Origin of the sequence: Pseudomonas sp. FYR_7 (assembly GCF_043106155.1) — a bacterium.
GTDB classification, from domain to species: Bacteria; Pseudomonadota; Gammaproteobacteria; order Pseudomonadales; family Pseudomonadaceae; genus Aquipseudomonas; species Aquipseudomonas parafulva_B.
Map to the genome: position 1 here is coordinate 1 of NZ_JBICMI010000014.1, position 16,260 is coordinate 16,260.

The following is a 16,260-nucleotide window of genomic DNA, read 5'->3' on the forward strand; positions in this document are numbered from 1 at the left end:
ATAGTGGGGCTCCTTGAAGGCAGCGCCGTTCCTGTGGGAGCGGCCTTGTGCCGCGAAACGAGGGCGAAGCCCTCGCTGGTCAGGTCAGCATTGTCAGGTTACAGCGCTGCAATCCGCGCATGCTGCTCGGTGAAGTTCGCCAACGCCTGCTCGGACTCGGCCAGCTTGGCACGTTCCTTCTCGATGACGGCAGGCGGTGCCTTGTCGACAAATGCGGCGTTGGACAGCTTGCCACCCACGCGCGCCACTTCGCCTTGCAGGCGCTGGATTTCCTTGTTCAGGCGGGCCAGTTCGGCATTTTTGTCGATCAGCCCGGCCATCGGTACCAGCACCTGCAGGTCGCCCACCAACGCCGTGGCGGACAATGGCGCCTCGTCGTTGTCGCCCAGCACGGTGAACGATTCGACCTTGGCCAATTTCTTGAGCAAGGCTTCGTTTTCCTGCAGGCGACGCTGGTCGTCGGCGCTGGCGTTCTTCAGGTACAGCGGCAGGGGCTTGCCGGGGCCGATGTTCATTTCGGCGCGAATGTTGCGCAAGCCGACCATCAGCTCCTTGAGCCACTCGATGTCGCCTTCGGCAGCCACGTCGATGCGTGCATCATTGGCCTGGGGCCAGGGCTGCAGCATGATGGTCTTGCCTTCGACGCCGGCCAGGGGCGCGATGCGCTGCCAGATCTCTTCGGTGATGAACGGCATGAACGGGTGGGCCAGGCGCAATGCCACTTCCAGCACGCGAACCAAGGTACGGCGCGTGCCACGGGCGCGCTCCACAGGGGCCTGCTCGTCCCACAACACCGGCTTGGAAAGCTCCAGGTACCAGTCGCAGTACTGGTTCCAGATGAATTCGTACAGCGCCTGGCTGGCCAGGTCGAAGCGGAACTGCTCAAGCTGACGGGTCACTTCGGCTTCGGTGCGCTGCAGCTGCGAGATGATCCAGCGGTCGGCCAGCGACAGCTCGTAGGCTTCGCCGTTCTGGCCGCAGTCCTCACCCTTGTCCAGCACGTAGCGGGCAGCGTTCCAGATCTTGTTGCAGAAGTTGCGGTAGCCTTCGACGCGGCCCATGTCGAACTTGATGTCGCGACCGGTCGAGGCCAAGGAGCAGAACGTGAAGCGCAGGGCGTCGGTGCCGTAGCTGGCAATGCCCTCGGGGAACTCGGCCTTGGTCTGCTTGGCGATCTTCTCGGCCAGCTTGGGCTGCATCATGCCGCTGGTGCGTTTTTCCAGCAGGGCATCGAGGGTGATGCCGTCGACGATGTCCAGCGGGTCCAGCACGTTGCCCTTGGACTTGGACATCTTCTGGCCCTGGCCGTCACGCACCAGGCCGTGCACGTACACGGTCTTGAACGGAACCTGGGGCGTGCCGTCCTCGTTCTTGATCAGGTGCATGGTCAACATGATCATGCGCGCAACCCAGAAGAAGATGATGTCGAACCCGGTCACCAGTACATCGGTGGAGTGGAATTTCTTGAGGAACTCGGTTTGCTCCGGCCAGCCCAGGGTCGAGAAGGTCCACAGGCCCGAGCTGAACCAAGTATCGAGTACGTCGTCATCCTGACGCAGGTTCACGTCCGCGCCGAGGCCGTGCTTGCTGCGCACTTCCTCTTCGTTGCGCCCGACGTAGACCCGGCCCGCCTCGTCGTACCAGGCCGGGATACGATGGCCCCACCACAGCTGACGGCTGATGCACCAGTCCTGGATGTCGCGCATCCAGGAGAAGTACATGTTCTCGTACTGCTTGGGCACGAACTGGATACGACCATCTTCGACCGCAGCAATGGCAGGCTCGGCCAGTGGCTTGGTGGAAACGTACCACTGGTCGGTCAGCCACGGTTCGATGATGGTGCCCGAGCGGTCACCCTTGGGCACTTTCAAGGCATGGTCGTCGATGCCGACCAGCAGGCCCTGGGCTTCCAGGTCGGCAACGATCTGCTTGCGTGCAACGAAGCGATCAAGGCCGGCATACTGGGACGGCAGGGCGGTGTCTACCTGGTCATTGAGCGAACCATCGAGGTTGAACGCCTGAGCCGCCGGCAGCACCACGGCATTCTTGTCGAAAATGTTCAGCAGCGGCAGGTTGTGACGCTTGCCGACTTCATAGTCGTTGAAGTCGTGGGCCGGGGTGATCTTGACGCAACCGGTGCCGAACTCAGGGTCGCAGTAGTCATCGGCGACGATGGGGATGCGACGGCCAACCAGCGGCAACTCGACGAACTTGCCGATCAGGGCCTGGTAGCGTTCGTCGGTGGGGTTAACCGCGACGGCAGCGTCACCCAGCAGGGTTTCCGGACGCGTGGTGGCGACCACCAGGTAATCCAGCCCCTCGGCGGTGGTGGCACCGTCGGCCAGCGGGTAGCGCAGGTTCCACAGGTGGCCTTTCTCGTCGTGGCTTTCCACTTCCAGGTCGGAAATGGCGGTGTGCAGCTTGGTGTCCCAGTTGACCAGGCGCTTGCCCCGGTAGATCAGGCCGTCTTCGTGCAGGCGCACGAACGCTTCCTTGACCGCTTCGGACAGGCCATCGTCCATGGTGAAGCGCTCGCGGCTCCAGTCTACGGAGGAGCCAAGGCGACGAATCTGCCGGCTGATGTTGCCGCCCGACTGGTCCTTCCACTCCCAGATTTTTTCCAGGAACTGTTCGCGGCCCAGGTCATGACGGTTCAGGCCCTTGGCTTCAAGCTGGCGCTCGACCAGCATCTGCGTGGCGATGCCCGCGTGGTCGGTACCCGGCTGCCAGAGGGTGTCGCGACCCTGCATGCGACGGAAGCGGATCAGGGCGTCCATGATCGCGTTGTTGAAGCCATGACCCATGTGCAGGCTGCCGGTCACGTTTGGCGGCGGGATCATGATGGTGTAGGACTCGCCTGCACCTTGTGGGGCGAAATAGTTCTCGGCTTCCCAGGTGTTGTACCAGGAAGTTTCGATGGCGTGCGGCTGGTAGGTCTTATCCATGCGCGGCGGGACCCTGTGCATTTATTCGGGAAAGCCGGGAAGTATAACCAAGCCGAAGGGCGCAGGCGACAAGCGGCTGCTGGGTGGGCAAGCGGTCTTCATCGCAGTTGGCGTTAGCGATTGGCGCGTTGGAGCGGCCTCGTGCCGCGATGGGCCGCGAAGCGGCCCCAGTATTTGAATCACATCTTATAAAATAGGGCCGCTGCGCGGCCCATCGCGGCACGAGGCCGCTCCTACCAGAGGGGCGTAGCTTGCAGGGGTTGTAAAGGCCAGGTGCTCAGCAGCCCTTTCACTCCGAACGCTTGATCAACCGCTCGATGCGCGCATCGAGGCGACGCTTGATCTCGTTTTCGATGTGCGGGGTAAAGTCGTTGATCACATCCTGCATGATCATCTGCGCTGCAGCGCGCAGTTCGCTTTCAAGGTGCAGCAGGGTGTCCTGGCGACGTGCTTGCGGGTCATCAAGGGGGTTGTCGCTGGCAGCCGGGTCGGCAGCGCTGTCAACGGGCGAGGGCGCCTGTTCCACCGTGTCGGTGAGCAAAGGCGGTTGCAGGTCGGCATCGCCAAGCAGTTGGCGGATCGACTCGAGGTCGTCGAGCAGGTGGGTGGAGCCGGGCAGGGGAGCGTGCTTGTCCATCGTTATCAAAATCGCTGTAAGCGGTGGTCTTGCAGAGCATAGCCTTGTTCACGGTAGAAACGGAATCGCTCACGCGCTGATTGGCGGATGGCGGCCTCTTCAACCACGATCTCGGCAACCCGCTCGAACTGGCTGACAAAACCGGGAACATTGGCGCCCAGGTTGATCAACAAGTCCTGGTGCCCCTGTGCATGATCCCCGACACCAAGCGCCACGCGCGCATCGGCGTGGTCTTCGGCCAGGTCATGGGGCACGAAGGCTTCGCCCCTGAATGCCCACAAACGCCTGTCCAAGGCGGCACGCTGATCGTCATCCTGGCAATGCAGGTAGACGCGATGGCCTAGACGCCAGGCTTTGTCGCACAGCTTGCAGGCGAAATCCAGGCGCGCCTCCAGCGAATCGGTGGGCAGTATGTAGAAGTCGACTTTGCTCATGTGAGTTCCGTTGGCCGGCAGTGCCCGAGGCGCTGCCGGCGCTCGCCGTCAGGCGCCGGCACGGTCCAGCAGGTACTGGGTCAACAGGGGCACTGGCCGACCGGAGGCACCCTTGTCCTTGCCACCGCTGATCCAGGCGGTACCGGCAATATCCAGGTGCGCCCAGTCATAGGCCTTGGCGAATCGCGACAGGAAGCAACCGGCGGTGATGGTGCCGGCTTTCGGCCCGCCAATGTTGCCCATGTCGGCGAACGGACTGTCCAGTTGTTCCTGGTACTCATCGAACAGCGGCAATTGCCAGGCGCGGTCATCGGCGCGCTTGCCCGCTTCGAGCAGTTGGCTGACCAGCTCGTCGTTGTTGCCCATCAGGCCGCTGGTGTGGCTGCCCAGGGCGACGATGCAGGCGCCGGTGAGCGTGGCGATATCGATCACTGCCTGGGGCTTGAAACGCTCGGCGTAGGTGAGGGTATCGCACAGCACCAGGCGACCTTCGGCGTCGGTGTTGAGAATCTCCACGGTCTGGCCGCTCATGGTGGTGACGATGTCACCGGGGCGAGTGGCGCCGCCGCTGGGCATGTTCTCGGCACAGGCGAGCAGGCACACCAGGTTGATGGGCAGCTGCAGTTCCAGCACCGCACGCAGGGTACCGAACACGCTGGCTGCGCCGCACATGTCGTATTTCATCTCGTCCATGCCGGCACCGGGCTTGAGGCTGATGCCGCCGGTGTCGAAGGTGATGCCCTTGCCCACCAGCACGTAGGGCTTGTCACCTTTCTTGCCGCCTTGGTAGTTAAGCACGATCAGACGCGGAGGTTGATCGCTGCCCTGGCCGACGGCGTAGAACGCGCCCATGCCCAGGTCCTTGATCTTCTTCTCGTCCAGCACATCGACTTTCAGGCCCTTGTGCGCCTTGCCCAGCTCCTTGGCCTGCTCGGCCAGGTAGCTTGGATGGCACAGGTTGGGAGGCAGGTTGCCCAGGTCACGGGTATAGGCCATGCCGGTGGCAATGGCACTGGCGTGGCGCACGGCGCGCTCCACGTCGGCCTGGTTGAGTTTGGTGGTGAGCAGGGTGACTTTCTTCAGCGCCCGAGGCTCGGCCTTCTGGCTTTTGAAACGATCGAATACGTACTCGCCATCGAGTAGGGTTTCGCCCAGCAGGCGATATTTGCCGTAGCCTGTATCGCGGTTGCTCAGCGCAATGTCATCGAGTGCCAGAACGGCGTCGGCGCCGTTGAGGCCCTTGAGCACACCGGCAACGCTGGCCACCAGCTTGCGCCAGGTGCGATCACCCAGCGCCTCGTCCTTGCCGCTACCCACCAGCAGCACACGCTCGGCCTTCAGGCCCGCAACGGCGTGCAGCAGCAGCGTCTGGCCAGGCTTGCCGACCAGGTCGCCACGCTTGAGCGCAGCGCTGATGGCGCCCTCGCTTGCCAGGTCCACGGCCTGGGCCACGGTGCCCAAGGCACGTTTTTCACCGACTGGGATGACCAGCGTTGCGGTCTTGACCGATGCAGCGGCTACGCTTTTTACAACCAGTTCCATCTCAGGGTCCCCGAATGATCGATACGTGTGGCGCCGTGCTGGCCGGCGCTTGGAACGCGACTGGCTGCGCGGTGGCAGGCCAGTGGAAAAGCTGCCAGTTTGAGCCTGCGGCCGGCGTGCTGACAACCCCGGCGTGCTGTGCGATGTGCGGCCAAGTGACAGGCGCGGTCAATCACAGGATAATGCGCGCACTTTATATGGAGGTTCGCCTTGGGCGAACCAGCATTGGCCTTGGATGTACTAAGTCATCGTCTGGTGCCATCGATTGGCAGTCCGTGCTGACAACCCAGGAGTGTCTGGTTTGATCGTCTTTCGTTATCTATCCCGCGAGGTCCTGGTGACCTTGAGCGCCGTCAGCGCCGTGCTGCTGGTGATCATCATGAGCGGGCGCTTCATCAAATACCTGGCCCAGGCTGCACAGGGGGTGCTCGACCCTGGCGTCCTGTTCCTGATCATGGGGTTCCGCCTGCCGGGCTTCCTGCAACTGATCCTGCCGCTGGGGTTGTTCCTGGGTATTCTGCTGGCCTATGGCCGGCTGTACCTGGAAAGCGAAATGACCGTGCTGTCGGCCACCGGCATGAGCCAGCAGCGCCTGCTGGCCATGACCATGGCGCCCGCGGCACTGGTGGCGCTGCTGGTGGCGTGGCTGAGCCTGAGCCTGGCACCCCTGGGCGTGGCCCAGGTGCAGAAGATCATCAGCCAGCAGGATGCCCTGACCGAATTCGACACTTTGGTGCCGGGCCGCTTCCAGACCCTGCGCGATGGTTCGCGGGTGACCTACACCGAGCAGCTTTCCGATGACCGGGTAAACCTGGGCGGCGTGTTCATCTCGGAAAAACGCTTCAACCAGGACAAGACCAAGGACCGCGCCCCGTCGGTGCTGGTGGCCGAGCGCGGGCACCAGGAAATCCAGGCTGACGGCAACCGTTACCTGGTGCTCGAAAACGGCTACCGCTACGACGGCAACCCAGGCCAGGCCGACTACCGCGCCATCAAGTACGACACGTATGGCGTGTTGTTGCCCAAGCCTGAAGTCAGCGAGGAGGTCACCGAGCGCGAGGCGATCCCCACCACCGATCTGTTCGGTGCCCAGGATTTGCGAGAGCGCGCCGAACTGCAATGGCGCCTGTCCCTGCCGATCCTGGTGTTCATCGTGACCCTGCTTGCCGTGCCGCTGTCGCGGGCCAACCCCCGGCAGGGGCGGTTCCTCAAGCTGCTGCCAGCCATCCTCCTGTACATGGCGTACCTGACAATGCTGATTTCCGTGCGCGGTGCACTCGAGAAGGGCAAGTTGCCCATCGCCCTTGGCATGTGGTGGGTGCATGGGCTGTTCCTGCTCATCGGCTTGGGCCTGATGTACTGGGAACCCCTTCGCCTCAAGCGCGCAGCCCGTCGTGCGGAGGTGGCCCGTGGCTAAGCTCGATCGTTATATCGGCCAGAGCGTGCTGGTGGCTATCCTGGCTGTGCTGGGCATCATCCTGGGGCTGGCCTCGCTGTTTGCCTTCATCGACGAAATGGGCGACCTGAGCGATACCTACACGGTGCTCGAAGCAGGCAAGTATGTGCTACTTACCGCGCCGCGGCGGCTGTACGACATGCTGCCGATGGCGGCGCTGATCGGCTGCCTGATCGGCCTGGGTACGCTGGCCAGCAGCAGTGAGCTGACCATCATGCGCGCCGCTGGGGTGTCGATCGGTCGTATCGTCTGGGCGGTGATGAAACCGATGCTGGTGCTGATGCTGGTTGGTCTGCTGATCGGCGAATACGTGGCACCGGTCACCGAAAACAAAGCCCAGGCCGATCGCTCCCTGGCCCAGGGTGGCGGTGAAGCGCAAAGCTCCAAGCGTGGCATGTGGCACCGGCAGGGCGAGGAGTTCGTGCACATCAACTCCGTGCAGCCCAACGGCCTTCTGCTGGGTGTGACCCGCTACCGGTTCGACGACCAGCGCAAGATCATCAGCTCCAGCTTTGCGCGCCGGGCGCGTTACGAAAACGATCACTGGCTGCTGACCGATGTGCGCACCACACTGTTCCATGGCGACCGTACCGAAGTCGTGCAAAACCCTGAAGAACAATGGGATGTGTCGGTCACGCCGCAGTTGCTCAACACGGTGGTGCTGGCGCCTGAATCGCTGTCGATCACCGGCCTGTGGGACTACATCCACTACCTGTCCGACCAAGGGCTGAACAACGCCCGCTACTGGCTGGCCTTCTGGACCAAGGTCCTGCAACCGGCCATTACGGCAGCCCTGGTACTCATGGCCATTTCGTTCATTTTCGGGCCGCTGCGATCGGTGACGCTTGGCCAGCGTGTCTTCACCGGCGTGCTGGTGGGCTTCGTGTTCCGTATTGCCCAGGACCTGCTGGGCCCATCCAGCCAGGTGTTCGGCTTCCCGCCTTTGCTTGCGGTGGTGCTGCCAGCCGGCATCTGTGCTGTGGCAGGCTTGTGGTTGTTGCGCCGCGCTGGATAAACCCGCTGCGCAGCCGCATGGCTGCGTGCTTGACCCTAGGGGCCGCTATAGCGGCCCCTCGTGTTTCAGGGCCGCTGCCGCTTGAGTAGAGCGCTTCATTTCTTCGGCTTGGGGACTCGAACCAGTTGGCTCTCGGAGTAGATGTCGTGCCAGCTGCGTTTGCGCTTGTCGACCAGGGCCCAGAAGAAACCCAGCCCCAGGCATAGCCACGAGGCGATGGAAACGACAAACCGCAACAGCGCCTGCCAGAGCGTGATGGGCGAGCCATCGGCGTTCTGCACACGCACGCCCCAGACCTGCATGCCTAGTGTTTGCCCGCCATGGGTCCAGAACTTGGCGAAGAAACCGAATAGCACGAACAGCAGCACCGTGGACAGCAAAGGGTCGCCGTCCAGCGCGCCTGCTTCGGTGAGTTCGCGCATACGCTGCTGGCCGATGATCGCCATCTGGACCATCTTGTAGAGGCCTGCGGTGACGATCAGCAAGGCCGTGCACAGCAAAAAATCATAGAACACCGCAGCCAGACGCCTGCCGAGGCCGACCGGAGGGAAATCACCTTGGGGATGCAGCACAGGCTTGGACATGCAGAATAGCTCCATCACGCAAAGCCGCCATTCTACGGGCAAAAAAAAGCCCCTGCACTGAGCAGGGGCTTTTTTGGGGGTAACAAGGCTTATTCAGCTACCTGTACCTTGTCAGCCTGCATACCTTTCTGGCCTTGTACGGCTTCAAAAGTAACTTTCTGGCCTTCTTTCAGGCTCTTGAAGCCGTTGCCTTCGATGGCGCGGAAGTGCACGAAAAGATCAGCACCGCTTTCTGGGGTGATGAAGCCGAAACCTTTTTCGTCATTGAACCACTTGACGGTACCGTTCTGACGCTGAGACATGGTCTTATTTCCTATGAAACTTAGGTTTGGATGACAGTTTTCTTTCGCTTTCAAACAAGCAAAAGAGTACTGGGCTGGGTTGCAGGAAAGTAAGAGACGTCGAACGGGTTGTAGCAGATTGCGGCTACTGGCCCAGGTCACGAACTGTTGCGACCCATGCAAACACAGTGCGTTGACTCTACGCCAACTACCGAGCGAAAAACAAGCCTTGCAGCGGGTGTAAAAGTGACTGTTTTACAACCCTTGGTCAAATCGCCGAAAAGTGCATGGCGCCTGGCCTGGCGCCATGTTCGCAGTGGCGCGCGCCACGTTCGTAAACGAAGATACCGAGCACTGCCACGTCGTCGATGAAACTGCCTTAACCGCGATAGTAACGGGGCGCTACGAACGGCGTTTTACTGACTTTCAAGGCCACCTTCTTACCGCGCACAAGGGCATATAAAAGCGTGTCCAGGGCGGCATGTTCGGTGTCGACATACCCCATCGCCACAGGGGCGCTGAGTGTGGGCCCAAAGCCGCCACTGCAGATGGTGCCGACCAGGGTACCTTCTGCATCGACAATCTCGGCGCCTTCGCGCACAGGTGTGCGTTCCTGGGGCAGCAAACCAACCCGCTTGCGTTTTACACCCTCACGTTGCTGGCCGAAGATGGCCTGCGCGCCCGGAAAGCCGCCGGCACGGGCACCATCGGCCCGACGTGGCTTGGACATTGCCCACACCAGGTTGGCTTGCACGGGCGAGGTGTCGCTGCTCATGTCATGGCCATACAGGCACAGGCCAGCTTCCAGGCGCAACGAGTCACGGGCCCCTAGGCCGATCGGCTGGACCTCTGGCTGCTTGAGCAGCTCCCTGGCGAGCGTCTCTGCGCCCGCCACCGGCACGGAGATCTCATAACCATCCTCCCCGGTGTAACCCGACCGACTGACCCAGCACGGATGGCCCAGTAACGTGACAGGACGCACCTGCATGAACGTCATGTCAGCCACTTCATGCGCCAGACGCTGCAGAACCTTGACCGCTGCCGGCCCTTGCAAGGCGAGCAGGGCACGCTGGTCGAACAGCGGCTGGACCTCGCAACGTTGGCCGATATGCCGCTGCAGATGCGCCAGGTCCTGATCCTTGCAGGCGGCGTTCACCACCAGCAGCAGTGTTTCGTCACCCAGATTGGCGACCATCAGGTCGTCGAGGATGCCCCCGTGTTCGTTGGTGAACATGGCATAGCGCTGCATGCCAACGGGCAGGTCGATGATGTCGACCGGTACCAGCGTTTCCAGGGCACTGGCAGCGTCGCGACCTTTGAGCAGAACTTGCCCCATGTGCGAGACGTCGAACAACCCGGCTTGTTCACGGGTGTGCAGGTGCTCTTTGAGCACGCCCAGAGGGTACTGCACCGGCATGTCGTAGCCCGCGAAGGGCACCATGCGCGCACCCAGTTCCAGGTGCAGGGCATGCAGTGGGGTTTTGAGCAGTGTTTCGGACATCGATGACTCCTTGCATGGGTTTCGGTCAATGTCCGGGGACATTGACCGCCAGGCGAATGACACACTCAGGATCCGGCGCTGTCAGACGTCCTGGTAGCTTTCGATCGACGGGCAGGCACAGACCAGGTTGCGGTCGCCAAAGACGTTGTCGACCCGGCTCACAGGCGGCCAGTACTTGCTTTGCACCAGGCCAGGCAGCGGGTAGACCGCTTGCTCGCGGGAGTAGCCATGGGCCCATTCGCCCACCAGTTCCGCTGCGGTGTGCGGCGCGTTCTTGAGCGGGTTGTCGTCCTTGTCCAGCGTGCCGTCCTCTACCGCGCGGATTTCCTCGCGGATCTGGATCATGGCTTCGCAGAACCTGTCCAGCTCTTCCCGTGATTCGCTTTCGGTCGGCTCGATCATCAGTGTGCCTGCCACCGGGAACGACATGGTCGGGGCATGGAAGCCGTAGTCGATCAGGCGCTTGGCCACGTCGTCGACGCTGATGCCACTGCTGTCCTTGAGCGGGCGCAGGTCCAGGATGCACTCATGGGCGACCAGGCCATTGCTGCCGGTGTACAGCACCGGGTAGTGCTCCTCCAGGCGGCGAGCGATGTAGTTGGCATTGAGGATGGCCATCTGCGAAGCCCGCTTGAGCCCCGCGCCCCCCATCATGCGAATGTACATCCAGGTGATCGGCAGGATGCTGGCGCTGCCGAAGGGTGCGGCGCATACCGCGCCTTCGGCAGTGCCCAGGGCGGCATGGCCCGGCAGGAAGGGCGCCAGGTGCGATTTCACGCCGATCGGCCCTACGCCCGGCCCACCGCCGCCATGGGGAATGCAGAAGGTCTTGTGCAGGTTCAGGTGCGACACATCGCCCCCGAACTTGCCCGGCGCGCACAGGCCGACCATGGCGTTCATGTTGGCGCCGTCGATGTAAACCTGGCCGCCGTTGTCGTGGACGATGGCGCAAATCTCGCCGATCGCTTCCTCGAACACCCCATGGGTGGACGGGTAGGTGATCATCAGCGCCGCCAGGCGTTCGCGGTGCTCGATGGCCTTGGCACGCAGGTCGGCGACGTCAACGTTGCCGCGCGCGTCGCAGGCCGTGACCACCACCTGCATGCCGGCCATGTTGGCCGTTGCCGGGTTGGTGCCATGGGCTGAAGAAGGGATCAGGCAGATATCGCGATGCCCTTCGTTACGGCTGCGATGATAGGCGCGGATCGCCAATAGGCCCGCGTACTCGCCCTGAGAACCGGCGTTGGGTTGCAGCGATACGGCATCGTAGCCCGTGGCTGCGCAGAGCATGGCCTCCAACTCCGACGTCAATTGCAAGTAGCCCTGGCTCTGCTGCGCTGGGGCGAAGGGGTGCAGGTTGCCGAATTCTGCCCAGGTGACCGGGATCATTTCGCTGGCCGCGTTGAGCTTCATGGTGCACGAGCCCAGCGGGATCATGCTGCGGTCCAGGGCCAGGTCCTTGTCGGCCAGCTTGCGCAGGTAGCGCATCAACTCCGTTTCGCTGTGGTAGCGGTTGAACACGGGGTGTTCGAGGAACGTCGAACGACGCAGCAAGGCCTCGGGCAGTAGTGTACCGCTGCTGGCGGCCAGCGCCTGGAAGTCAGGCTGCGTTTGACCAGCGCCGAACAGCTGCCACAGCGCCTGCACATCGGCCGGAGTGGTGGTTTCGTCCAGCGATACACCTACATGGCCGGCATCGACCTGGCGCAGGTTGATGCCTTGGGCGCGCGCTTTCTCGTGCAGGCTGAGGGTGGCATCGCCGGTAGCCAGGGTCAGGGTATCGAATGCCGTGTCGCTCACGACCGGCACAGCCATTGCCCGCAGGCCCTGTGCCAGGATGGCGGTCAGGCTGTGGGTACGTTGGGCAATGCGCTTGAGGCCTTCAGGGCCGTGATAGACGGCGAACATGCTGGCAATATTGGCAAGCAGCACCTGGGCGGTGCAGATGTTGCTGGTGGCCTTTTCGCGGCGAATGTGCTGCTCACGTGTCTGCATGGCCAAGCGCAGGGCCGTCTTGCCGAAGCGGTCTATCGACACGCCGACCAGGCGCCCTGGCATGTCGCGCTTGAAGGCATCGCGGGTCGCGAAGTAGGCCGCATGCGGCCCGCCGAAGCCCAGGGGCACACCAAAGCGCTGGGCGCTGCCGATGGCCACGTCGGCCTCGAACTCGCCAGGTGGGGTCAACAGAGTCAAGGCCAGCAGGTCTGCCGCCACGGCCACCAACGCATTGGCGTGATGGAACCGCTGCACCACCTCCCGGTAATCGAAGATACCACCGGTGCTGGCGGGGTACTGCAGCAAAGCGCCGAAGAATGGGCTGGCATCATCGAGCGCCTGCTCGTCGCCCACCAGCACCTCGATGCCCAAGGGCTCTGCGCGGGTACGCAGTACATCGAGGGTCTGCGGGTGGCAATGCATCGAGGCAAAGAAGCGGTTGCTGGCCTTGTTCTTCGACAGGCGCTTGCAGAACGTCATGGCTTCGGCAGCCGCCGTGGCTTCATCGAGCAGCGAAGCATTGGCGATCGGTAACCCTGTGAGGTCGCTGATCAGGGTCTGGAAATTGAGCAAGGCTTCCAGCCGGCCCTGGGAAATTTCTGGCTGGTAGGGCGTGTACGCGGTGTACCAGGCCGGGTTTTCCAGCAGATTGCGCAGGATGGGCGCGGGCGTGTGGGTGTTGTAGTAACCCTGGCCTATGTAACTTTTGAAAAGCTGGTTCTTGCCGGCGATGGCCTTCAGGGCGGCGAGCGCATCCGCTTCGCTGTGCCCATCGTCCGTGCCCAGCACGCTGGTACCCTTGATGCTGGCGGGGATGACGGCGTCGGTCATGGCCTCCAGTGAATCGAAGCCCAGAGTGGCGAGCATGGCCTGCTCGTCTTCGCTGCGTGGCCCGATGTGACGGGCAATGAACTCATTGGCAGTGCCGAGGTTGATCGTCATGGCGTGGTTCCTCAGGCGTCGTCGTTGGCGTTGAGCAGGCGGTCGTAGGCACCCTGGTCGAGCAGGGCGCTCACAGCGCTGGCGTCGGCAGGCTTGAAGCGGAAGAACCAGCCTTCGCCCAGCGGGTCCTCGTTGACCAGCTCGGGGCTATCTTCAAGCTGGGCGTTGACCTCAATCACTTCGCCGGCCAGCGGCATGTACACGCCGCTGGCAGCCTTGACCGACTCGACGGTGGACGCTTCGCTGCCTTTGTCATAGTGCTGCAGCTCCGGCAGCTGCACGAACACCACATCGCCCAGTGCATTCTGGGCATAGGCGGTGATCCCTACGGTGACGCTGCCATCGGCTTCTACACGCAGCCATTCGTGGTCGTCGGTGAAACGCAACTCGCTCATGAAAAATCCTCGTGGACCGGGTGGCACGATTAGGTTCGCGCTCTGGTGGGTTTTCAGTAAGCAATAACGTGGCCAACTGGGCATGGACCCATGAAAGCGGGGGAGGGAGTGCTGGCTCGCTGATTACCGAATAGACTTCTGTAACGAAATCGATACGATCAAGTCCTGGTTATTCCTTTGGGCGCCGTTCATCTCTCAGCGCGGCGTGGGATGGGCGGTGTACCGTTTTTGATACGGTGTATTGAATTTGATACGGCTGATTTCATGTTCCAACTTGAGAAATGGATGACGCTGCACAGCAATAGTCAAACATTAAATCTGGCAAACAATAACCAGAGTTCCCTGACGGGGTCGACAACGTTTTAGCAGGATCTACTTCCTGTATAACTTTAGTTGTCGGGAACTTTGACCCTCTCATTGCCCGCATGGATCGCCTGTACGGTTCACGCGTGATCCTCTACATGCCTGAGTGACAAATCAGGCGGATCGCTCATGACGACCGTCAGGCATATTCATGATGCCTGGCTTGTTTGTAAGCTTGATTAAGGATGATGTATGACACGCAAGCGCAGGCAAGTTGAATTGCCTCCTACCTATGTGGGAGGTACACCCTCAGGGCCCAATCTTCTTCCTCCCGGCTATTCAGGGCCATTGTTTCCCGCCGACCAGTATCACCCAGGCAGTACAATAATTGAACATTTCCGGTATGTGATAAACAGTGAACCGCAGATTCTGGAAACTGTAAATGACCATGCCAGTGCAGTATTTACCCAAGCGCTGGGACGTGTGGCTCAAACCCTCGAGCATGATGTCGCTTTGGTAAAACAGACGCTAGGGCCGCCACCCGCGTCTACCGCCGGCATGCTCGCACACGACATTGCCGCGCGTAACCTGTTGATCGCGCGTAAAGTTGAAGACCGTCATGTTCAGACTGAAGTAGCAGACCGATATTTTGGATCGACGCCACTGGGCAAGACGCGAAAAGACTATATCGACGCCACCTACAGATGGTTTGAAAAAGGTGTCGTGCGAAAGGACGATTTGCGCACGCTGATCCAGGAATCGTTCACGGCTGCCTATCAAACGCAACTGCGCGATGCCGAAATTCAAATGCTCCAGGGTCAAATCGGCGCATTGCAGCACGCGCTTGCACAAGCCGAGGCGCAGGCGCTCGCTGACGCGCAGGCGCAGCGGATAGCCGAGGCTCAGGCACGCGCCCAGGCTGAGGCACAGGCACGTGCCGAGGCTCAAGCACGGGCACGTGCTGAGGCCCAAGCCCAGGCACGCGCTCAGGAGCAGGCCCTCAAACAAGCACAGGCCCTGGCAAAAGCAAAAGCCGAGGCCGAGGCTATTGCGCGTGAAGCCGCCGCCAAAGCCGCCGCTGAAAAAGCCCTGGCCGAGCAAACCCTCAAACAGGCCAATACCTACCCAGTGCCGCTGGCCATCGCAAAGGCACAGGCGCATCTCAGCCTGTCCGCTGGCGCTACGCCGGTTAGCCTCGCTGCTGGCGTTTCGCTTGGAGCCGCTGTACGCGGTGCCATCTGCGCGTTGAACGCCGCCTCGTTGGAAGCGGTTGCCACCCCGTTCCTGATCGGCATTGCCGCACTGTTGCATGCGCCCAAGCTGGGTAATGGGGAGCGCAAGGCAAAGGTGTTGCCGCTTGGCAACTATCTGCTGAGTGTGCCCCTGACCGAATTGTCGATCGAGCTTGATTCCGCCGCTCAAACGCAGGCGGTCGAGCGGGCAGTGATCGACCTGCCGTTGCGCATGGGCGAGGTGCAGACGCTGGGCGGGCCAATCGAACTGTTCGTGGCCAATACCGATGGCCAGGTGATCCCTTCTGCAGTGCCCGTATTGAAGGCCGCTTACGACGCCCAGAGCGGTCAGTACACGGTCGTCACCGACGATGTGCCGCCCAGAACCCTGACCTGGACACCGGCGATCGAACCGACAGACAGTTCGACAAGCCTGCCACCTGCACTGCCGTCTCCTACCCACCTCATTGGCCCCATCCTCGAACCCCTTCAAGTCCGGTTGGACACGTATCCGGACTTGCCGGACTTCGGGTTCGATGACGTTGTCATCATATTCCCAAGCGACTCCGGGCTGCCACCGCTCTACGTGATGTTCAAGAGCCGTCGGAACATGCCGGGGGTGGTGAAAGGTAAAGGACAGCTGATCACAGGCACCTTTTTGACGGCGGGGAACCGCGAGGGGGTGCCGATTCCGCAGCAAGTTGCCAGTAAATTGAGGGGTAAGAAGTTTAGCAGTTGGGCGGCGTTCAGGCGTCGCCTGTGGCAGACTATTGGCCGAAGCCCGTTGTTCGAAAATGAATTTACGCCAGCTGAACTACAGATCATGCGCAGGGGCCTTGCACCCTTTGCAGAGCTTGATGAGGTTGTCGGTAAAAATATCAAGTATGAAATTCATCACGTGATACGTATTGCTGATGGTGGAGATGTGTATGACGTTGATAACCTGAGAATAATATCTCCAAAATTCCATCGAGCCTTGCATAAGCGGAAATGAGACT

At 61.5% G+C, this 16,260-nt stretch carries 12 protein-coding genes; 3 read left to right on the plus strand and 9 right to left on the minus strand.

The features are described 5' to 3' along the window. Nucleotides 1–98: 98 nt before the first annotated feature. From ACF8R3_RS03160 to ACF8R3_RS03175, 4 genes are all read right to left on the minus strand, one after another. A complete protein-coding gene (locus ACF8R3_RS03160; protein ID WP_196124871.1) occupies nt 99–2,945 on the minus strand; it encodes a valine--tRNA ligase in 2,847 nt (948 codons plus the stop codon). 289 nt (nt 2,946–3,234) lie between these two features. Beyond that, on the minus strand, nt 3,235–3,582 hold the full coding sequence (locus ACF8R3_RS03165; protein ID WP_058637516.1) for a hypothetical protein: 348 nt from the start codon (nt 3,580–3,582) through the stop codon (nt 3,235–3,237). Nucleotides 3,583–3,587: 5 nt separating this feature from the next. Continuing rightward, nucleotides 3,588–4,016, minus strand: a complete 429-nt coding sequence (locus ACF8R3_RS03170; protein ID WP_196142820.1) for a DNA polymerase III subunit chi — start codon at nt 4,014–4,016, stop codon at nt 3,588–3,590. Between the two features lie 48 nt (nt 4,017–4,064). Beyond that, a complete protein-coding gene (locus tag ACF8R3_RS03175; protein WP_078479044.1) occupies nt 4,065–5,558 on the minus strand; it encodes a leucyl aminopeptidase in 1,494 nt (497 codons plus the stop codon). A 301-nt stretch (nt 5,559–5,859) separates the two neighbouring features. Between ACF8R3_RS03175 and lptF the strand changes: the two genes are divergently transcribed. Together lptF and lptG are read left to right on the plus strand one after the other, a co-directional pair. Continuing rightward, complete coding sequence (lptF, locus tag ACF8R3_RS03180; RefSeq protein WP_058604428.1) at nt 5,860–6,975, plus strand: LPS export ABC transporter permease LptF; 1,116 nt, start codon at nt 5,860–5,862, stop codon at nt 6,973–6,975. Then, a complete protein-coding gene (gene lptG / locus ACF8R3_RS03185; RefSeq protein WP_023533306.1) occupies nt 6,968–8,029 on the plus strand; it encodes an LPS export ABC transporter permease LptG in 1,062 nt (353 codons plus the stop codon). The genes lptF and lptG overlap by 8 nt, the downstream gene beginning before the upstream one ends. 95 nt (nt 8,030–8,124) lie before the next feature. On the opposite strand, the gene ACF8R3_RS03190 is transcribed toward lptG, so the two are convergent. From ACF8R3_RS03190 to gcvH, 5 genes are all read right to left on the minus strand, one after another. Beyond that, on the minus strand, nt 8,125–8,613 hold the full coding sequence (locus tag ACF8R3_RS03190; protein WP_058637520.1) for an RDD family protein: 489 nt from the start codon (nt 8,611–8,613) through the stop codon (nt 8,125–8,127). An 89-nt stretch (nt 8,614–8,702) separates the two neighbouring features. Then, nucleotides 8,703–8,915 carry a cold-shock protein gene (locus ACF8R3_RS03195; protein WP_058637521.1) on the minus strand — a complete coding sequence of 71 codons (213 nt, stop codon included), beginning with the start codon at nt 8,913–8,915 and terminating at the stop codon, nt 8,703–8,705. Nucleotides 8,916–9,273: 358 nt separating this feature from the next. Further along, nucleotides 9,274–10,395 carry a glycine cleavage system aminomethyltransferase GcvT gene (gene gcvT, locus ACF8R3_RS03200; RefSeq protein WP_196126950.1) on the minus strand — a complete coding sequence of 374 codons (1,122 nt, stop codon included), beginning with the start codon at nt 10,393–10,395 and terminating at the stop codon, nt 9,274–9,276. Nucleotides 10,396–10,476: 81 nt separating this feature from the next. Then, nucleotides 10,477–13,332, minus strand: a complete 2,856-nt coding sequence (gene gcvP / locus ACF8R3_RS03205) for an aminomethyl-transferring glycine dehydrogenase (RefSeq protein ID WP_196124868.1) — start codon at nt 13,330–13,332, stop codon at nt 10,477–10,479. A gap of 11 nt (nt 13,333–13,343) precedes the next feature. Next, entirely contained in the window at nt 13,344–13,727 is a 384-nt protein-coding gene (gene gcvH, locus ACF8R3_RS03210; protein WP_100852164.1) for a glycine cleavage system protein GcvH, read from the minus strand. 555 nt (nt 13,728–14,282) lie between these two features. Here gcvH and ACF8R3_RS03215 point away from each other — a divergent pair. After that, nucleotides 14,283–16,256: an S-type pyocin domain-containing protein gene (locus tag ACF8R3_RS03215; protein ID WP_392514946.1), complete on the plus strand. Its 1,974-nt coding sequence runs from the start codon at nt 14,283–14,285 to the stop codon at nt 16,254–16,256. Nucleotides 16,257–16,260: the final 4 nt, after the last annotated feature.